The organism is Pseudomonas syringae (assembly GCF_002157375.1).
Classification (GTDB): Bacteria; Pseudomonadota; Gammaproteobacteria; order Pseudomonadales; family Pseudomonadaceae; genus Aquipseudomonas; species Aquipseudomonas syringae_T.
In genome coordinates this window covers 75,590-94,216 of sequence record NZ_MTSA01000019.1, presented here as the reverse complement: position 1 = coordinate 94,216, position 18,627 = coordinate 75,590, and the positions used below count along the sequence as shown (strand labels likewise).

Annotated in this window: 15 protein-coding genes and 4 tRNA genes; 11 read left to right on the top strand and 8 right to left on the bottom strand. The window is 56.0% G+C overall.

Annotation, left to right across the window (positions count from 1 at the left end; translation table 11 throughout):
• Positions 1-53: 53 nt before the first annotated feature.
• The 5 genes from BW686_RS21940 to BW686_RS21915 form a co-directional block, all read right to left on the bottom strand.
• On the bottom strand, positions 54-671 hold the full coding sequence (locus BW686_RS21940) for a TetR/AcrR family transcriptional regulator (protein ID WP_084919557.1): 618 nt from the start codon (positions 669-671) through the stop codon (positions 54-56).
• A gap of 378 nt (positions 672-1,049) precedes the next feature.
• Positions 1,050-2,390, bottom strand: coding sequence for a sigma-54-dependent transcriptional regulator (locus BW686_RS21930; RefSeq protein WP_084919556.1), 1,341 nt, complete (start codon positions 2,388-2,390; stop codon positions 1,050-1,052).
• Positions 2,391-2,392: 2 nt separating this feature from the next.
• Positions 2,393-3,985 carry a two-component system sensor histidine kinase NtrB gene (locus BW686_RS21925; protein WP_084919555.1) on the bottom strand — a complete coding sequence of 531 codons (1,593 nt, stop codon included), beginning with the start codon at positions 3,983-3,985 and terminating at the stop codon, positions 2,393-2,395.
• Positions 3,975-4,214: a PP0621 family protein gene (locus BW686_RS21920; RefSeq protein WP_084919554.1), complete on the bottom strand. Its 240-nt coding sequence runs from the start codon at positions 4,212-4,214 to the stop codon at positions 3,975-3,977. Before BW686_RS21920 ends, BW686_RS21925 begins: the two co-directional genes overlap by 11 nt.
• Positions 4,215-4,346: 132 nt before the next feature.
• Positions 4,347-5,369 (bottom strand): outer membrane protein assembly factor BamD, encoded by a 1,023-nt coding sequence (locus tag BW686_RS21915; RefSeq protein WP_084919553.1) that lies wholly within the window; start codon positions 5,367-5,369, stop codon positions 4,347-4,349.
• Positions 5,370-5,518: 149 nt separating this feature from the next.
• On the opposite strand from BW686_RS21915, the gene rluD reads away from it, so the two are divergent.
• The 7 genes from rluD to BW686_RS21880 all read left to right on the top strand — a co-directional run bounded on the left by rluD (position 5,519) and on the right by BW686_RS21880 (position 10,672).
• Positions 5,519-6,481 (top strand): 23S rRNA pseudouridine(1911/1915/1917) synthase RluD, encoded by a 963-nt coding sequence (rluD, locus tag BW686_RS21910; RefSeq protein ID WP_005895286.1) that lies wholly within the window; start codon positions 5,519-5,521, stop codon positions 6,479-6,481.
• Positions 6,478-7,206 (top strand): peptidoglycan editing factor PgeF, encoded by a 729-nt coding sequence (pgeF, locus tag BW686_RS21905; protein WP_084919552.1) that lies wholly within the window; start codon positions 6,478-6,480, stop codon positions 7,204-7,206. Before rluD ends, pgeF begins: the two co-directional genes overlap by 4 nt.
• A 171-nt stretch (positions 7,207-7,377) precedes the next feature.
• A complete protein-coding gene (gene clpB / locus BW686_RS21900; RefSeq protein ID WP_084919551.1) occupies positions 7,378-9,942 on the top strand; it encodes an ATP-dependent chaperone ClpB in 2,565 nt (854 codons plus the stop codon).
• Between the two features lie 295 nt (positions 9,943-10,237).
• Positions 10,238-10,313, top strand: a tRNA-Asn gene (locus tag BW686_RS21895).
• 29 nt (positions 10,314-10,342) lie between these two features.
• Positions 10,343-10,419, top strand: a tRNA-Pro gene (locus BW686_RS21890).
• Positions 10,420-10,424: 5 nt separating this feature from the next.
• Positions 10,425-10,500, top strand: a tRNA-Lys gene (locus BW686_RS21885).
• A gap of 95 nt (positions 10,501-10,595) precedes the next feature.
• Positions 10,596-10,672: transfer RNA gene (locus tag BW686_RS21880), tRNA-Pro, on the top strand.
• A gap of 326 nt (positions 10,673-10,998) precedes the next feature.
• Here the strand turns inward: BW686_RS21880 and BW686_RS21870 are convergent.
• The 3 genes from BW686_RS21870 to BW686_RS21860 form a co-directional block, all read right to left on the bottom strand.
• Positions 10,999-12,402: a site-specific integrase gene (locus tag BW686_RS21870; RefSeq protein WP_084919550.1), complete on the bottom strand. Its 1,404-nt coding sequence runs from the start codon at positions 12,400-12,402 to the stop codon at positions 10,999-11,001.
• The gene (gene mobH / locus BW686_RS21865; RefSeq protein ID WP_179149350.1) at positions 12,399-14,309 is read right to left on the bottom strand and encodes a MobH family relaxase; all 1,911 of its coding nucleotides are present in this window, start codon (positions 14,307-14,309) and stop codon (positions 12,399-12,401) included. Before mobH ends, BW686_RS21870 begins: the two co-directional genes overlap by 4 nt.
• A gap of 416 nt (positions 14,310-14,725) precedes the next feature.
• Positions 14,726-15,418, bottom strand: a complete 693-nt coding sequence (locus BW686_RS21860; RefSeq protein WP_084919549.1) for an SOS response-associated peptidase family protein — start codon at positions 15,416-15,418, stop codon at positions 14,726-14,728.
• Positions 15,419-15,531: 113 nt separating this feature from the next.
• Between BW686_RS21860 and BW686_RS21855 the strand changes: the two genes are divergently transcribed.
• From BW686_RS21855 to BW686_RS21840, 4 genes are all read left to right on the top strand, one after another.
• Entirely contained in the window at positions 15,532-15,966 is a 435-nt protein-coding gene (locus BW686_RS21855) for a LexA family protein (protein ID WP_084919548.1), read from the top strand.
• 452 nt (positions 15,967-16,418) lie between these two features.
• A complete protein-coding gene (locus BW686_RS26630; RefSeq protein ID WP_046463356.1) occupies positions 16,419-17,009 on the top strand; it encodes a hypothetical protein in 591 nt (196 codons plus the stop codon).
• Between the two features lie 168 nt (positions 17,010-17,177).
• Entirely contained in the window at positions 17,178-17,564 is a 387-nt protein-coding gene (locus BW686_RS21845) for a TIR domain-containing protein (protein WP_046463357.1), read from the top strand.
• Positions 17,564-18,550, top strand: a complete 987-nt coding sequence (locus BW686_RS21840; protein ID WP_011104632.1) for a caspase family protein — start codon at positions 17,564-17,566, stop codon at positions 18,548-18,550. Before BW686_RS21845 ends, BW686_RS21840 begins: the two co-directional genes overlap by 1 nt.
• Positions 18,551-18,627: the final 77 nt, after the last annotated feature.

Sequence of the window (18,627 nt, the reverse complement as noted above, 5' to 3'; positions counted from 1 at the left end):
TCTGCACTTTGATTCTAGTGACTAAATTAGTCAATGGTCACAATCATTATTTTTCAGGGTGACAGGCTACGCAGCACCAGGCTGGATAACTGACCCGGTCCCTCGTCGGTGTAATCGAAGCCGTGTTGCAAGAGCAGCGGATTGATATAGGGGCGCATCACCAGGTAGATCGCCATGACCGTTTCATCAAGCGGCGTCTTGCGCTCGAAGTCGCCGCTTTGTCGACCCTCTTGCAGAATGTCCTGAAGAATGGTCTTGAGGTGCTCCTCGTAGATCAACGTCGCCTGCCAGCGTTCGGTCGCTGCCGACGCGGCAATCTCATACAGCTTGCGGTCCTGTGAAAACAGGCGAAGGCTGGCCTCAACGACTGATTTGAACAGGCGGCGCAGTTTTTCCGGAGGGCTGTCTGCCTGATCGACTGCGGTTCTGACTTCGGCCTCGATCTCCCCCAGGCAGTGGGCGCAGATCATCTCGCCAATGGCCTGTTTGGATTCGAAGAATTTGTAGATATACGCTTTGGAGAACCCGATAGCCCTGGCGAGATCGGACACGGTGGTCTTGCCATAACCGTACTGGCTGAAATGCTCGGTGGCCGCCACTACGATCTGATCACGTATTTCATGGTCCACCGGACCACGGGCTGCTGCGGGATGACTGATGGGTTTGTTCATGGGTGGAGCTTACTGGCATTGATGTAAGTGGACAATGAGTGACTTTTTTTGAGGATGGTCACGACTGCTGAGGCTTTGACAATCGCAGCGCCTCATGAAGATCGGACGCGGAGCGTCCAGAACGGCATACCGACGCGGAGCGTCGGCACGATAATGACAGAGCTATCGCTCTGCACGCTTTAGTCCAGATTCCTATCGTTCCGTACGCTTTAATCCAGACCCCTATCGTTCCGTACGCTCCAGTCCAGACACTTATCGTTCCTCACGCTCCAGCGTGGGAATGCCGTGGGTGACGCTCCGCGTCACAATTCTGCGCCGCGCCGCCCATTCAAGATCGGACGCAGAGCGTCCAGAGCGTCGGCACGATAATCACCTGACTCAATCCAGCCCCAGCTTTTTCAACCGGTAACGCAACGACCTGAATGACAAACTGAGCCGGTCTGCCGCTGCGGTGCGGTTCCAGCGGGTTTCTTCCAGCGCTTGCAGGATCAGTTTGCGTTCGATGCTTTCCAGGTAGTCTTCCAGATTATCGATGTCAGCCAGGCTTGGGCCGTGTTGTTCCTGGGGGCTGGTGCATTCGGCCAGGCGCAGGTCGCTGGCGTGGATTTCATCGTTTTCGCAGAGCGTGTAGGCGCGCTCCAGCATGTTTTCCAACTCGCGCACGTTGCCGGGGAAGCGATAGTTTTTCAGGGTTTCCAGCGCTTGGGCGTGCAAGCGCGCGACGGGTTGAGCGTCTTTGCCCGCCAGGCGCTGCAACACGCTGGCGGCCAGTTGATCGATGTCTTCGCGTCGCTCACGCAACGAGGGCACGCGCAGCTCTATCACGTTCAACCGGTAATACAGGTCCTGGCGGAAACGGCCGGCGGCCACTTCGGCACTGAGGTCTTTGTGGGTCGCGCACAGAATACGTACGTCGACCACCTGCTCCTGCTGACCGCCGACACTGCGGATGGATTTTTCCTGAATGGCCCGCAGCAGTTTTACCTGCATGGCCAGCGGGAGGTCGGCGACTTCGTCGAGAAACAGCGTCCCGTTGTGGGCAGCCTGAAACAGTCCCGGCTTGTCTTCGTGGGCACCGCTGAAGCTGCCTTTGCGGTGGCCGAAGAATTCGCTTTCCATCAACTCGGAAGGGATGGCCCCGCAATTGACTGGCACGAACGGCTTGTCGACACGCGGCCCTTGCTCGTGGATCAGTCGCGCCACCAGCTCTTTGCCGCTGCCCGATTCGCCACTGATGTAGATCGGTGCCTGACTGCGTGCGAGCTTGCCTATCTGGGTGCGCAAAGTGCGCATCGGCGGTGAGTCGCCCAGCAGGCGGCTGTCGATGCTGCGCACCGGTTGAGTGGTGGAGGGCAGGCTCAGCGCGCTGTTGACCAGCTCGCGGAGGCGATTGAGGTCCACCGGTTTGGTCACGAAATCGAAGGCCCCGGCCTTGAGGGCGTGGATGGCCGTGTCCAGATTGCCGTGAGCGGTGATCATTGCCACGGGCACCTGAGGGTAGCCGTGCTGGATGTGCTGCACCAGTTCAAGGCCATTGCCATCGGGCAGCCGCATGTCGGTCAGGCACATGTCGAATGCCTCGCGGGCCAGCCATTCGTGGGCTTCGGCCACATTGCGGGCACTGCGGGTGTCGAGTTTCATGCGGCCCAGAGTGATTTCCAGGAGTTCGCGAATATCCGGCTCATCGTCGACGATCAGGATTTTTTGCCGTTGGCTCATGCTCAGCTCGTTTTGAACGGGTGGGCGAAGGTGATGCGCAAGCAACTGCCGCCGCTTTGACGAGGCGCATATTCCAGATGCGCCTGATTGCTTTCGCACAACTCACGGGAAAGGTATAGACCCAGGCCAGTGCCTTTGCTTTCTGTGGTGAAAAACGGTTCGAACATCCTGCTCAAGTGCTGCTCGCTGACGCCTGGCCCGTCATCCAGCACTTCCAGTATGGGCTGGTCACTTTTCAGGTCATGGTGCAGGTTCAGCCAGACTTGCGCTGACGAATGCAGCCGGCGGCTGTAGCGCAAGCCGTTCTGCACCAGATTGGTCACCACTTGCGTCAGTTGTTCCGAGTCAATACGCGTGGTCAACACACCGGGGCTGATGTCCACATGAATCGACTGATCGGACGCAGTGGCGCGTCGAAAGTCGCTGACAAACACTTCCAGCCAGACTTTCAGGTCCAGCAAGTCTGGTTGCGCTTCGCGTCGCCGAGAGAGCTGAAGAACGTTTTCAATCACCCGGTCAATGCGTTGCGACTGGTCGTGAATAATCTGCCCCAGCCGGCGATCCGGCGCGCTGAGGGTGTCCGATTCGTTGAGCAGCTGCGCCGCATGGCTGACCGCACCCAACGGGTTGCGTATTTCATGGGCAATCCCTGCGGTCAGGCGGCCCAGTGCTGCCAGTTTGAGCTGTTGCGCCTGATGGGCGATTTGCGACAAATCTTCGAGGAAAATCAGCGTCTGGCGTTGATCACCTCGATTGAGTGCGGCAAAACTTGGCTGCAGCTCAGGACCGATTGCCGAAGTGCTGATGCTGCGTGGCAGCAGAATCGGATTGATCAGCCACTGGCGCAGGCGGTCCACGAGTTGCGGCGAGTAGGCATCGATGACTTGGCCGACCAGTCGCTCGTGGCCAAGCAGGGTTAACGCGCCCTGATTGGCCAGCAGCACCTGACGGCGAGCGTCCAGCACCAGAATGCCGGTGCGCATGCGTTGCAGGATGAGGGCGTTGAGTTCTTCAAGGCTGTCGACATCCGCAGCACGCTGTTCGGCCAGCACTTCGCTGACCTGCATGCGTGCGGTCAGCGCCTGCACCAGCAGCGCCGCAGCAAAACACAGAGCGCCCAAAGAGCCCGCCTGCACGTAGTCATTGGAGACCGAGGGTGTGCCGAAGCTGATGTAAAACGTCAGGTAAATGATGCCGATGGCCGACACGGCGGCGATCAACAGGCCGATACGGCCACGCAGCAGTACGTTGCTGATCGCTACCGAGGCAATCAACAGATTGCCGATGCCGCTGGAAGGGCCGCCCGCCGCATAGAACAGGCCGGAGAGCATGATGGCGTCAGTCATTGCCAGGCTGAACAGTTGAGCCTGACGAGTAGGGCGCTCCAGCAGCACCACGACCAGAATGTTGAACACCAGATACAGCCAGCAACCCGCCCGGAACAGGTTCGGGTTGGCCAGTTGCAGCAGTTCGGTCTCCAGGCTGCTGGAAATCAACAGGACCAGCACGACGCCGATGGTCAGTCGATAAAGGTGATACAGCCGCAGAATCCGTTGCGCCTGCGGGCTGGCAAGGTAAGGCGTTTCAGCGGTCACGTGCCGCTGGGCCTTCCAGTCGGTGTGCCTCGCTGCAATACCAGTCCTTTCCCTGGCTTAAAGCGCGGTCACGAGGCGAGTGGACGCCACAGTGGGCGCAGCGGACCATCGGAGCAGCGTCGACTTCAGGCGGCTGTTTGCGGGATTTGGGTTTGGGAGGATTGATCAGGCGTTTGACGAACCAGATCAACGCCGCGATCAACGCGACCCACATTAATAGGCGGACCATGACTACCAGTCTTAGTGATTGACGATGGCGCAGTGTAGCCAAGCTGCAGGAAGGCGCACAGTGGCTGTGACTGATAAATATGATGCATAAAAAAAGAGGCCGCGAGGGCCTCTTTGTCATGTGCAGCAAGGATCAGTCGAACAGACCCAGGGTCATGTAGCTGAACCACGAACGGCTCTTGGTGCCTTTCGCTTCGGCGTCTTTTTCCGCCTGTTCGTCCAGCTCGGCCTGATTCTCCGGCAGCAGCTCTTTCGGAATGGCGTCCTTGGCGTCCTGGTACTGCTTCTTCATGTCCTGATCGGCACGGGTCTGGCCCGGTGGCAGCGGCGCGCTACCGTCAATCAGGCCCAGGGTCGCTTTCGACAGCCACGAGCGGTTGTCGGCTTCGGCTTGACGCGGGGTGAACTTGCCGTCAGCCAGTTGCGGGTGGTTCGGGTAGTTGGTCTTCAGGACTTCAAGGCTGGTGGCCGCCAGGTCGTCCAGGTGCAGACGCTGATACGACTCGACCATCACGGCCAGGCCATCGCCTACGGACGGCGTTTCCTGGAAGTTTTCTACTACATAGCGACCGCGGTTGGCGGCGGCAACATAGGCCTGACGAGTCAGGTAGTAGTCGGCTACGTGGATTTCGTAGGACGCCAGCAGGTTGCGCAGGTAGATCATGCGCTGCTTGGCATCAGGCGCGTAGCGGCTGTTCGGGTAGCGGCTGGTGAGCTGGGCAAACTCGTTGAACGAGTCGCGGGCTGCACCCGGGTCGCGCTTGGTCTGGTCCAGCGGCAGGAAGCGCGCCAGCAGGCCCACGTCCTGGTCGAAGGAGGTCAGGCCCTTCATGTAATACGCGTAGTCGACGTTCGGGTGCTGCGGATGCAGGCGGATGAAACGCTCGGCAGCGGATTTGGCTGCTTCGGGTTCACCGTTCTTGTAGTTCGAGTAAATCAACTCGAGCTGGGCCTGGTCAGCGTAGCGACCGAATGGATAGCGTGATTCCAGCGCCTTGAGCTTCTCCGTGGCACTGTTATAGCTATTGTTTCCCAGGTCGGCCTGCGCCTGCTGGTACAGCTCGACTTCGCTGAGGTTTTCGTCGATGACTTCCTTCGACGAACAGGCCGCAGTCAATGCGAGGATGGCGATCAGCAGCAGGTGTTTCACTTGCATGGCGGCTTGCGTCCCTATAACGGCCTGCTGTCTTGGGCGGGGCCGTCCTGTTATGATGAGCGCCCCGCGATACCGGCGGGACAAAAGACGCCGTATTTAACCACAAGCGCGCTGCCGAAACCAAAGGCTAGCCGCCACCTAGTCTGGTCATGTCCGAAAATATAGAACTTCGCGCAGAGGTGCCGTCCGAATTGGGCGGTCAACGCCTCGATCAAGTCGCCGCACAATTATTCGCTGAGCACTCTCGCTCGCGCCTTTCCGCCTGGATCAAGGACGGCCGCCTGACTGTGGACGGAGGCGTTCTGCGCCCTCGTGACATCGTGCATGGTGGCGCTGTTCTCGAGCTGATCGCCGAGCAGGAGGCCCAGGGTGAATGGGTTGCTCAGGACATCGAGCTCGACATTATCTACGAGGACGATCAGATCCTCGTCATCAACAAGCCGGCGGGCCTGGTGGTGCATCCGGCTGCCGGCCATGCCGATGGCACGCTGCTCAATGCCTTGCTGCACCACGTGCCGGACATCATCAATGTCCCGCGTGCCGGCATCGTGCATCGTCTGGACAAGGACACCACCGGTCTGATGGTGGTCGCCAAGACCATTCAGGCGCAGACACAGCTGGTCACTCAATTGCAGAGCCGCAGTGTCAGCCGTATCTACGAATGCATCGTGATCGGCGTGGTGACCGCAGGCGGCAAGATCGACGCGCCTATCGGCCGTCACGGTCAGCAGCGTCAGCGCATGGCGGTCATGGAAGGCGGCAAGCAGGCGGTCAGTCATTACCGCGTGCTGGAGCGCTTCCGGTCGCACACCCACGTGCGGGTCAAGCTGGAAACCGGCCGCACCCACCAGATTCGCGTACACATGGCGCACATCAATTACCCGTTGGTCGGAGACCCGGCCTATGGCGGTCGTTTCCGCATTCCGCCAGCGGCAAGCCTGACCATGGTCGACTCACTCAAGACCTTCCCGCGTCAGGCGCTGCATGCGCGTTTCCTTGAGCTGGACCATCCGATCACCGGCAAGCGCATGAGCTGGGAATCGCCGTTGCCGGATGATTTCGTCTGGCTGCTGTCGCTGCTCAAACAGGATCGCGAGGCGTTCATCGGGTGAATGACTGGCTGATACCTGACTGGCCCGCGCCAGCACAGATCAAGTCGTGCATCACCACCCGCTCGGGCGGGGTCAGTCTGGCCCCGTTCGACAGTTTCAATCTGGGCGATCACGTGGATGACAGCCCTTTGGCCGTGGCAAGCAATCGCCTGCGCCTGACCACTCATCTGAATGTCCAGCCCGCCTGGTTGCGTCAGGTGCATGGCGTCCAGGTCGTCCCTGCCGACCCGTCCCGTGTTGTCGACGCCGATGCCAGCTGGACGAGCACTCCCGGTGTGGCCTGCACCATCATGACCGCTGACTGCCTGCCCGCTTTGTTCTGCCGCCGCGACGGTACTCGCGTCGCGGCAGCGCATGCCGGCTGGCGCGGTCTGGCGGCGGGTGTGCTGGAAGCGACAGCCGACAGCCTGCAAAGCCCCCCGGAAGACATCATGGTCTGGCTCGGTCCGGCTATCGGTCAGCCCTCGTTCGAAGTCGGCCCGGAGGTCCGTGAGGCCTTTACCAGGATTCACCCGCAGACCGCGGAGGCGTTTGCCGCCAGTTCGAATCCGGATCGTTTCATGGCCGACATTTACAGGCTCGCCCGGCTGCGGTTGGCTGCCCACGGCATCTCTGCTGTTTATGGCGGTGGGCTGGACACCTTTACGGACCCTCGCTTCTTTTCCTATCGCCGCGCCGCCCGCACGGGCCGCTTCGCTTCGCTGATCTGGATCGATCACGCCTGATTGCGAGCTGTTTTGCGCGAGCCAGCTAGGCTTGCCTGAACACTCGTCTGATCTGTATCAACCCGCGCCCGCTTGAAACACGCAGAATCGTCCGCATCTAACTGGCTATCAAGCAGGTTTTCTTCATAGGTGTGTTCATTGCTCCGGCCTGCATTAAAAGGAAGGTGACTAATGCGTATCGACAGATTGACCAGTAAATTACAGTTAGCGTTATCGGATTCCCAGTCGCTGGCCGTCGGCCTCGACCATCCCGCCATCGAGCCTGCACATTTGATGCAGGCGCTGCTCGAGCAGCAGGGCGGCTCTATCAAGCCTTTGTTGCTGCAAGTCGGTTTCGACGTCAACAGCCTGCGCAAGGAACTGAGTGCAGAGCTGGATCGGCTGCCAAAAATCCAGAACCCGACCGGCGACGTCAACATGTCGCAGGATCTGGCGCGCCTGCTCAATCAGGCCGACCGTCTGGCGCAGCAAAAAGGCGATCAGTTCATTTCCAGCGAGCTGGTGCTGCTGGCTGCTATGGATGAGAACAGCAAGCTCGGCAAATTGTTGCTGGGGCAGGGCGTCAGCAAGAAGGCGCTGGAAAACGCCATCAACAACCTGCGGGGCGAGGGTGCGGTCAACGACCCGAACGTCGAAGAGTCGCGTCAGGCGCTGGACAAGTACACCGTCGACCTGACCAAGCGCGCCGAAGAGGGCAAGCTTGATCCGGTCATCGGCCGTGATGACGAAATTCGTCGCACCATTCAGGTCCTGCAGCGCCGCACCAAGAACAACCCGGTGCTGATCGGCGAGCCTGGTGTGGGTAAAACCGCCATCGCCGAAGGGCTGGCGCAACGCATCATCAATGGCGAAGTGCCGGATGGCCTGCGTGGCAAGCGTTTGCTGTCGCTGGACATGGGCGCGCTGATTGCCGGTGCCAAGTACCGTGGCGAGTTCGAAGAGCGCCTGAAGTCGCTGCTCAACGAGCTGTCCAAGCAGGAAGGCCAGATTATCCTGTTCATCGATGAGCTGCACACGATGGTCGGCGCCGGTAAGGGCGAAGGCTCGATGGACGCTGGCAACATGCTCAAGCCTGCGCTGGCTCGTGGCGAGCTGCATTGCGTTGGTGCCACCACGCTCAACGAGTACCGCCAATATATAGAGAAGGACGCAGCGCTCGAGCGGCGCTTCCAGAAAGTACTGGTGGACGAGCCCAGCGAAGAAGACACTATCGCGATCCTGCGTGGCTTGAAAGAGCGTTATGAAGTACACCACAAGGTTGCGATCACCGATGGCGCGATCATCGCCGCAGCGAAGTTGAGTCATCGTTACATCACTGACCGCCAGTTGCCGGACAAGGCCATCGACCTGATCGACGAAGCGGCCAGCCGTATTCGCATGGAAATCGACTCCAAGCCGGAAGTGCTGGACCGTCTGGAGCGCCGCCTGATTCAGCTGAAAGTCGAGGCTCAGGCGCTCAAGAAAGAAAAAGACGACGCCGCCATCAAGCGTCTGGAAAAGCTTCAGGACGAAATCGAGCGGCTTGAAAAGGAATACGCCGATCTGGAAGAAATCTGGACGTCGGAAAAAGCCGAAGTCACGGGTTCGGCGCAGATCCAGCAGAAAATCGAACAGTCTCGCCAGGAACTGGAAGCTGCGCGTCGTCGCGGTGATCTGAACCGCATGGCCGAGTTGCAGTACGGCATCATTCCGGACCTGGAACGCAGCCTGCAAATGGTCGACCAGCACGGCAAACCCGAGAACCAGTTGCTGCGCAGCAAGGTGACCGAGGAGGAAATCGCCGAAGTCGTTTCCAAGTGGACCGGCATCCCTGTGTCCAAGATGCTGGAAGGCGAGCGTGACAAGTTGTTGCGGATGGAAACCCTGCTGCACAACCGGGTCATTGGCCAGGATGAAGCCGTGGTCGCGGTCGCGAACGCCGTACGTCGTTCGCGTGCCGGGTTGTCTGACCCGAATCGCCCAAGCGGCTCGTTCATGTTCCTCGGCCCGACCGGTGTGGGCAAGACCGAGCTGTGCAAGGCGCTGGCCGAGTTCCTGTTCGACACCGAAGAGGCGATGGTACGGATCGACATGTCCGAGTTCATGGAGAAACATTCCGTGGCTCGCCTGATCGGCGCACCGCCAGGCTATGTCGGCTACGAGGAAGGCGGTTACCTGACCGAAGCCGTACGTCGCAAGCCGTATTCGGTGATCCTGCTGGATGAGGTCGAAAAAGCGCACCCTGACGTCTTCAACATTCTGCTGCAGGTGCTGGAAGACGGGCGCCTGACCGACAGCCACGGGCGGACAGTGGATTTTCGCAATACCGTGATTGTCATGACCTCCAACCTGGGGTCGGCGCAGATTCAGGAACTGGTCGGTGACCGTGAGGCGCAACGTGCGGCGGTGATGGATGCCGTCAGCACCCACTTCCGTCCGGAGTTCGTCAACCGGATCGACGAAGTGGTGATCTTTGAGCCTCTGGCGCGGGATCAGATTGCCGGTATCACCGACATCCAGCTGGGTCGTCTGCGCAAGCGTCTGGCCGAGCGCGAACTGACGATGGTCCTGAGCCCGGAGGCGCTCGACAAGCTGATTGCCGTCGGTTACGACCCTGTCTATGGCGCACGTCCGCTGAAGCGCGCCATCCAGCGCTGGATCGAAAACCCGCTGGCACAGTTGATTCTGTCAGGCGGCTTTGAGCCTGGCACCAGCATCACCGGCAAGGTGGTCGACGACGAAATCGTGTTTGACTGATTCGTTCGTCGCCAGCTCTGTAGAAGGGCTCTCGGGAGGAGAGCCCTTTGATGACAGCGCGACCAGCCGTAACATCGGCCTCGACAGGGGCTCTGAAAAAAAATCGCAAATCATTGTCTTAAAAAGCAATTTATAGGGTTGACAGGTGTTTTTAAAATTGTAGAATAGCGCGCCTCAGAGACGTGAACGCAACGATACAAACGAAGCGCAAAGGTCGATGAGATTGAAATCAACGAGTTAACAGCACGCTGGTTTCAAGGCAACAGGTTGTAAAGCTGGATCTGAAATCGATAGTTCCGCGATAGCTCAGTTGGTAGAGCAAGTGACTGTTAATCACTGGGTCCCTGGTTCGAGTCCAGGTCGTGGAGCCAGATTTCGCAAGGTTCAGTGCAGTTTCAGTCGGGGTATAGCGCAGTCCGGTAGCGCGCCTGCTTTGGGAGCAGGATGTCAGGAGTTCGAATCCCCTTACCCCGACCATATTTGGGTCGTTAGCTCAGTTGGTAGAGCAGTTGGCTTTTAACCAATTGGTCGTAGGTTCGAATCCCACACGACCCACCATTTTTGGCTTCAAGGTTCACCTTGGAGCCGAATCTTAAAGATCTGATGCCACTTGTATCAGGTCGCAGGCAGCTGGTTGAGGTGCCTTGATTTACCGGGGTATAGCGCAGTCCGGTAGCGCGCCTGCTTTGGGAGCAGGATGTCAGGAGTTCGAATCCCCTTACCCCGACCAAACACTGTTGTGGCTGTATCTTTAGGACCTTGATGGGTGTTCATGTCTCAGTTGAGGCAGGCTTTACCGTATGAGGGGTCTTATACCCAAACAAGCAGCCGTCTGTCGCGAAACATAGCGCCAGCAAGCTGTGATGTCAAATTGGAGCGCCCCGTACCGAGCGAAAGCTTGTGTACGGGGCGTTTTTTTTGGCAAAAAATGCTGTGCTGCGCGTGTATCGGCCCACATGAAGTAGTCATTAGGCCTGATAACTAAATAATCGGCATCGCGATGCATCTGCTGATAATGGCAGATTGAGTCTTTTTACAAATTCCCAACGCAGGTGATCAGCCTGACCTGCCGATCCATCCGGCCAATTCCAGCATTTCCGGGCGTAGATGCCGAGCATCCTGGCTTGGGACAGGTCTTTCCTCGATCACTGGTTCAGCACCAGGTCCTCCGCCGGCAATGTTGTTCTGTACCCACCTGGTGAGTTCCCCCAAGCTTCTCAACAGATCTTCCGGACTGGAGCAGCCTAACGGTAGCTGGCTGACTGCGGTGTCGCGGTCACTAGCGGGTGAGGGCGTCTCGTCGCGGGTCACTGTCCTGGTACCTGGAGCAGTTGATGGGCTCATGCTCGAGACCTGTGTAGGCAGCGCGAGGGGCCTGGCCAAGGCCCGGCCAGCTGAGCTTTCGGCTTTCGCAGTTGTTTCGCGAGTCGTAGTTGACGGAGTCAAGTCCTTAACTGGAGCAGATATTGATCGGTGTCTATCAGCACGCAGCGTCGCATCCGGTTTTGCCATGTAGCTGATTTTGGTCGGCCGCTTTCCTCGTTCATTCATCACCTCCCGCATCATGTCGTAGTCGGGTTCGATGTAATCCATCGTGGTAGCTATATTCGAGTGGTTCAGCAATTTCTTGGTCAGATAGATGTTGCGCTCCGGTAGCGTCATTAGCTCACTGGCGATCGTGTGTCGGAATCGGTGAGGCGTCATCCGTATACCGGTCATCGCAGTGAGTTTTTTATACATCGCCTCGACTTGGTTGGAGTTCATCTCATGGCGGCGGTAGTGGCCTGAAAATCTGTTTACGTTGAACAACTGTTCACCAGGCTGGAACCTCAAGGCCTTCGCTGCGTGCATAAGCGTTTCTAGCTGAGCCATCAGGCCGTCCGGGATAGGAATCAGGAACTCACGATGAGTCTTCTCCGTTTCGCCTCTGACTCTGATCAGCCGGTCGCGCATGTATACATCCGCATATCTCAGGCATAGCAGCGCGTTGAGCCTGATCCCCGTGTAGTAGAACGTTTCGAACACGCTCAGCCAGAACCAGGCAGGTGTGATTTCTGTCCGTTTTGCGGTGGCACGCTCCTCTGCGGTCAGCATCCTCAGCCAGTTACGAGCGCGGACGCTTGCGTCGTTCGCTACTGTCTTTTTTGGGCGCTTGGGCGGCATCACACGCGTGTTTTTAAGTGGGTTAACAACCAGATCCAGCAGACCGTGCTCGATTGCATAGCCGTATATGGTGCGCAAATGGCTGGAGTACGTGTTCCAGCTGCGCTTGGAGATCCGCTCGAGCTCAGACCTGCGCCAGTCAAGCATGTCGCGGTGGGTCGTCTCACAGGCAAGGCAGTCGCCGAAGAATCTGACGTAGGATTTTGTGGCAGCCCAATAGATCTTGACGGTGTCGGGCCTCAGGTCATGAGTGAGTATGTATTCCTGGGTCAGTTCCGGAAGCGTCATCGGTTTCATTCAGATGTGTCCTTGTCTACCAATTCTGCCAAGCTGACGACTGGGTTGTCATAAGGCACCTCGCTGAAGACGTCGGTAGGCTCTATGAGCAGATAGCCCCGCAGTTGCTTGCTTTTTCGTGGTCCTTTGACCAGGCATGTCCAGATGTTCAGGCCTGCGCCAGTCTTGCGATGTTTTTTCAGCTTCTCAAAAGAACGCTGAACGACCTGCCAAGCTTCCAGATCCCGCTCTTTAGCCTCACGCTCTATGTCTGGGTGCTCAAGTGCGTAACGTTTGAATATGTCCGGGCTCACCAGGAACGCAGTGCCATCCACGGTATGCACACGTGCCTTTGCGTCATTGATGATGATCCTGTGGGAGATCACGCCCCCCTTCAGCCAGGTGAGGAAATTCAAGCCGTGGCTTGAGCTACCTTCCGGCGAGACTTTTGCCGGCTCTTCGACTAGGGCTGTGTGGTTTTCTGCCTTATTACCCACGAGCTGCCGAGGTTGGCTAAGACGGGTAGCTGCCTGAGGAGGGGGCAAAAACGGAATCTGATCATCATCGCCTGCCGGCTCGGGTGTTGGTTGAGTCGGTGCTGTAGCTACCGGGTCGGGGAACAGATCGAGCAGCTCGTCCAGTGCATCAAAATCTTTTGCTGCAGCAGGCGCTTGCTTAGGTGCCGGGGGCGCCGCTGATACTGCAGGCGTATTTTTGCTGTTCACGGGTTGAGATCCTTCGCCTACAGCAGGAGCTGGCTCGTTTTCATCTGCCGTTGGTGCAGATTCCACTGTCAGAGTGCCGGTATACGTCTCAGGCCTATCAGTGGTGTTCGGCCAAATCAGCGCCGGCGCTATTTTCAGCACCGTGAACGTGTTCTTCCAGCCGCTACCATTGTCGATGCTGGCCTTCCAAATGGCTTTTCCCTCTCCATTGGGCTGAATGATCGCCTGATCCTGGAGCAGGTTAAACATCGGGGCGTTGGACGAGGGGATGTGTTCGATACCCTGAGACAGCAGAAGAGCTCTGAGCTGATCTACGGCTGGCTTGCTGACAAGCCACAAGCCTTCCTGAGTCAGCCATCCGTCCGAGGGACCGTCGGGCTGGTTCAACTTGAATTTATCCGCCACGAGCATCCTTAAGCCTTCGGCCAGCTGCCGCTGGATAGACTGTTTGGGCGCTGACATAGCCCTGCCAGGATTGCCACCGAGTTCCTGTGCCACCGAAGCCTGGTCAGCTTGGGAGACAATTTCTCCAAGGATATCGGCGTGCTCATACTGACCTGCGAACGCGAACACGAGTTGAGACCAGAGCTCGGGAAACCCGCTGAGCCAGTCCAGTGCTTTTGCCGGAATCACATTGGAGTAGATCAGCGACGAAGCGGCTCCATGCAACCGATAGTCTCGACCTCTCACGTACTTGAATCGGTATGGCTGATCCAGAGGCCCGTGCCATGGATGCCAGATAGTGCCATCTGCGAGTTCAACCTTGACGTCTACCGCAATCTTGCCCAAGTCGTGGACGAGCGCACCATAGGCCGATGCTGCAGACCATGCTTCTGACTGAGCCGCCTGCGACTCGGGCGGCGCTCCGATGGGGAGCAGATACATTTGCCGTATCTTCAGTGCGTAGGCGACGATTTCGAGACCGTGATCCAGCATGCCACCATGATATGCATGGTGATGATTCTCAGAGGCAGGGAGATGCTGCACCAAGGCTGCGTAGCTCTTGAATGCCTGCATATAAAGCGTCTCGAACTGCTCACGGGGTAGAGAGGTCCGCTGCCAGATGTTTTCAATCAACTGACGCCGTCGAGAAGTCGACAGCAACGCGTCGGGAGATTCTGGTTTGAAAAAGCCTGCAGCAGCATTGGACGAGATCGGAGACGCTTTTCTTCGCGTGAAGAAACTAAGCATGTAGGCACCCATGATGAAGTCATTGGTGGGCCTTTTGCTTTATATGGCTCAGCGTGACAAGTCGAAACCCATATCCATCCTGGAAAGGTTATACACATAATACGCTGCATGATTGGCTTGGATCCAAACAGTGACAGAATCGGATGTTGCCACGCTCGCGTAAAAAAATGTAGCCTCCAAGTGACTGTTAAGTAACATTTTTTGCAAATTTCATTTTTATTGAGGACGCCTTTCGAACCCTTTCGGCATCCATTTCCGGCGGACTCGCCGGCCCTTTCGGGTAAGGCACTTACCCTTATTCCCCCATTCCATTCAAACCCTTCGCTTTGCCATTTGCTTCAGTCCATTTCGCCCTTTCGGTGCGGACTACCGGGGGCAGACGAATACGGACAGCCGTTGGTCGGGTCGAAGTCAAAGGCGTGGGGCAGTCAAAGCTCAACGGGCTGGATGAGCTCCGGTCCTTGATTCCGCACGTTCCCCACTGCGCGATCAACCGGGAACCATTCAAAATCGTCAACAATCCTGCAGTGCTCTTTTGCCAACGCTTCGGCTTTCTGCGGTGTAGTTTCGGAATCAAGCCATGCCCGCGCATCTTCTGCCGTCAGTACCACCGGGCGGCGATCATGAATGTCGACCATTCCCGAGTCGCTTGCCGACGTGATGATGACAAACCCGTCGCCATCATGGGGCTCAAGCCCTCTGTGGACCTGAGCCAATGCCGCGAAGAACATAGGCTTTTTACTCTTGAGACGGATGAAGTAGGGCTGCTTTTTCTTGGGGTCATCCGGGTCCTTCACCCATTCAAACCAACCGTTCGCTGGGGCAACTGCCCGTCCGGTAGGCCAGAGCTCTTTGAAGAACTTTCCCGTCATTACGGTTTCGACTCGAGCGTTGATTGGGGCTGGTCGTTTGCCTTTCGTCCAGAAGGGCTCCCACCCCCACCGAACCTTGTCGACACTCAGACCCTCCTCGGTGGGACGGATGATCTCAACCCGAGTGCTAGGAGCCACGTTGTAGCGCTCTATGGGCAGGAGGTCGTACCCATTGATCACGATCTGCTCTGGGGCAAGCTCCTTGAGGTAGTGGTCCATGGATTCGTAGATCGAGTAGCGTCCGCACATGATGTCACCCCTAATGTCACTCGTCGAAAACGCCTTTCAGTACGATTGACCGCGCGCTGGCCAAAGAGTTAACTGTATATATATACAGCTAACTTTGTAGAAAGGACTTCATCATGAGCGTAGTCATTCTTGGTCCGTTGTCTGAAGGGGGTATCAAGCTACCGCTCTACTCATTTCAGGTGCCAGCTGGGTTTGCTTCTCCCGCTGTCGATTACATCGAGAAGCACGTGTCCCTGGACGAGCTGGCCGAGGTACGGGCACCGCATGTGTACCTAGCGAAAATTCTCGGAGACAGCATGATTGGGGCAGGTATTTTTGATAAGGATCTGATCGTCGTAGACCGCAGCCGCACTGCCGAGCATGGTGAGATTGTCGTTGCAGCCCTCAATAATTCGGACCCTATTTGCAAGCGGCTCTTCATGATGGATGGGGTTGTCAAACTTCAATCCGAAAATGGTGCCTACCCGTCCAAGCACATCCTTGAGGGTGACAACCTCGTCATCTGGGGCGTAGTGAACTACAGCATGCGCCGTCATGGAAAAGCGTGAGCCTATTTTCGCGCTTATCGATTGCAATGCTTCCGGAACCTTACTAACTGTTACTAGCAATTAATATCATACGAAACAGTCATTTAGATTTTGTAACCGTTTGTCGGATGCATTTCAGCTGAACTATTGGATTTGGATTCAGCGCAGTGGCTGGATTGCAGTGGCATCTGACGCCTTCGAGACCGTTGGAGAGCGATAAATGGACGCTCTTGAGGTTTTGGCATGGTATTCAGTAGCTATTAGGAAAAAACTACAGGAAGAGATAGTGTCGCCGGTCGTGACACGCCCCATTCGACCCAATGCAGCCGTTTAGCGTGGGCGCGGGGATCTGCCAAAAAACGTCTAAGCGCTTAGACGCACGAATCGAATCCCACTGTATGGCATTTCCCTAGCGCAGCATGGCCTTTTGACTCTATGATACAGCTCAAACCTCGGATGGTAACTGTACGCACATGAAGTCAGATGACGAAGAGTACAAGCTTTACGAAAAAATTTACCTCGCAGAATCCGAGCGAAAAGAAAAACTGATGTCTCGTCTCAATCTACCGTTGGCAATGATTGTGGCACTGCTTAGTTTTCTTTCTTACCTGTTGTCGAAAGCACCAAGCGTAGAGACTTCCGAAGGGGTTGTCTTTTGGACTGCTTATCTTATGGCTGGAGTTTATCTCTTAGTGGGGATGGCCCACTTTTCAAAAGCCTGGCGAGTCCGCAAGGACGATTTGGTTATCCCGACTGCTGAAAAGCTTGAAAGTCACCGGAAGTCGTTGCTCGAGTATTATGGCGGAAATGTCGAGCTAGCCAACGGGCAGTTTATGCAGACCATGATGGACTATTATATTATGGGTGCAACGAGAAATGCGACGAATAATGACAGCCGTAGTGCCCAGTTAGACCAGTTTTCAAAATATGTAATTTACGCTGTTGTCGCCTCAGTTATCGCATTTGTTCCAGCATATTCAGCAAATCACAACAAGGAGATATATGATGTCCGACCAAAAGCCTCCACCTCCGCCACCTCCACCGATGCGCAATGTTCGAGGTGATGTCCCTTTGCCAAATCGCGAGCTACCGCCAGCCCCACAGCCCAAGAAAGGTTAAGTCGATAGAGAAGTCAACCCTGAGCTGCTAAAAGCACCCCCAGGGTTGACTCTTCTCTGAAATGGAGCGGGATTTCGCAATTCTCAAACGCAGTAAAAACATGGAGTTATTCAATGAAAACGCGCGTATTCATTTCTTTCGATTACGACAACGATGTAGTCTTGAAAACTTTTCTCGTCGGCCAAGCGAAGCTTGATGACAGCCCTTTTGATCTAGCGGACTGGTCGATCAAAGAACACATTGATGACAACTGGAAGGCAAAGGCTCGAGCGAGAATTAAAGCAGTTGATGTCGTTTGCGTATTATGTGGTGTGAAAACCGATACGGCCGTCGGAGTAAGTGCTGAAGTAAAAATTGCTCAGGAAGAGGGGGTTCCGTATTTTTTCCTAAAAGGCTACTCCGAAGCTGTATGTGTAAAACCCAAGGCGGCATTACTAAGCGACAAAATTTATAACTGGACTTGGGATAACCTGAAGGTTTTGATCGGCGGGGGACGATAATGAAAAAGGCTTTGGTAATTGGCATAGATAATTATCCTACTGCCCCGCTGATGGGTTGTGTCAATGACGCAGTTGCTATTGCTGAACTTCTGGAGAATGATGGAAATGGCGATCCTAACTTTTCTGTTATTAAATTGGTTAGCAATGAGCAGGATGTAACGAGTGAATCGCTGATTAACGCGATCTCTGAGCTATTCAGCGGAGAAGCTGATACAGCGCTTCTATATTTCGCTGGGCATGGAATCATCGTTCCTGAGACAAATGCGGGATATATTGTAAGTTGTGATGGGCGTCGAGGCGCCTGGGGTACTTCACTTTCTGAAATTCTTGGACTGGCAAATAAAGCTCATCCGAAGATAAAGTCTTGCGTGATCATCCTTGATTGTTGCCATTCGGGTTACGCTGGAGAAGTGGCAGGAGTTGATGGTAATGCCTCAGCTATCGGTACTGGGGTCACTATATTGACTGCGAGCCATCGCGAAGGTGGCGCAATGGAGGAAGATGGTCGGGGGATTTTCACGGATATTTTGCTTGATGGTCTTAGGGGCGGCTGTTCGGATATTCTAGGCAACATCACGCCAGCCGCAATTTATTCCCATGTGGATCAAACCCTTGGGCCATGGGAGCAGCGGCCAATGTATAAAGCAAATGTTCAACACTTTGTAACATTGCGAAAAGTTGAGCCGAAAGTCCCAAAAGATGTTTTGCGAAGGCTGGTTACATACTTTCCAAACAAGACTGATATATTTGCACTTGATCCGTCTTTTGAGCCCGACAGAATAAACGTGCCAGAGGAGTTTAGGCATTTACCGGTTAATGATGAACATGTAAATATCTTTAAAGAGCTCCAAAAATGTAATCGTTACGGACTAGTAGTGCCTGTAGATGCTGACCATATGTTTTACGCTGCCATCAACTCGACGGGATGCAAGTTGACAGGCCTTGGGGCGCATTATAGAAAACTAGCAGAGATGAAAAGAATATAATTTTAGTTTGTCTCCTGCTGGATATGGGAGGCAGTAAAACATACGACACTCAGGAAGGAGACCTTGCAGTAGTCTCC

What these genes read in the sequence shown, in the direction of transcription:
- BW686_RS21855 (WP_084919548.1), top strand. Translation starts at nt 15,532, where the DNA reads ATGAGCGTAGTCATTCTTGGTCCGTTGTCTGAAGGGGGTATCAAGCTA.
- BW686_RS21870 (WP_084919550.1), bottom strand. Translation starts at nt 12,402, where the DNA reads ATGAAACCGATGACGCTTCCGGAACTGACCCAGGAATACATACTCACT.
- rluD (WP_005895286.1), top strand. Translation starts at nt 5,519, where the DNA reads ATGTCCGAAAATATAGAACTTCGCGCAGAGGTGCCGTCCGAATTGGGC.
- BW686_RS21840 (WP_011104632.1), top strand. Translation starts at nt 17,564, where the DNA reads ATGAAAAAGGCTTTGGTAATTGGCATAGATAATTATCCTACTGCCCCG.
- BW686_RS21915 (WP_084919553.1), bottom strand. Translation starts at nt 5,369, where the DNA reads ATGCAAGTGAAACACCTGCTGCTGATCGCCATCCTCGCATTGACTGCG.
- clpB (WP_084919551.1), top strand. Translation starts at nt 7,378, where the DNA reads ATGCGTATCGACAGATTGACCAGTAAATTACAGTTAGCGTTATCGGAT.
- BW686_RS21940 (WP_084919557.1), bottom strand. Translation starts at nt 671, where the DNA reads ATGAACAAACCCATCAGTCATCCCGCAGCAGCCCGTGGTCCGGTGGAC.
- BW686_RS21845 (WP_046463357.1), top strand. Translation starts at nt 17,178, where the DNA reads ATGAAAACGCGCGTATTCATTTCTTTCGATTACGACAACGATGTAGTC.
- BW686_RS21930 (WP_084919556.1), bottom strand. Translation starts at nt 2,390, where the DNA reads ATGAGCCAACGGCAAAAAATCCTGATCGTCGACGATGAGCCGGATATT.
- BW686_RS21860 (WP_084919549.1), bottom strand. Translation starts at nt 15,418, where the DNA reads ATGTGCGGACGCTACTCGATCTACGAATCCATGGACCACTACCTCAAG.
- BW686_RS21920 (WP_084919554.1), bottom strand. Translation starts at nt 4,214, where the DNA reads ATGGTCCGCCTATTAATGTGGGTCGCGTTGATCGCGGCGTTGATCTGG.
- mobH (WP_179149350.1), bottom strand. Translation starts at nt 14,309, where the DNA reads ATGGGTGCCTACATGCTTAGTTTCTTCACGCGAAGAAAAGCGTCTCCG.
- BW686_RS26630 (WP_046463356.1), top strand. Translation starts at nt 16,419, where the DNA reads ATGAAGTCAGATGACGAAGAGTACAAGCTTTACGAAAAAATTTACCTC.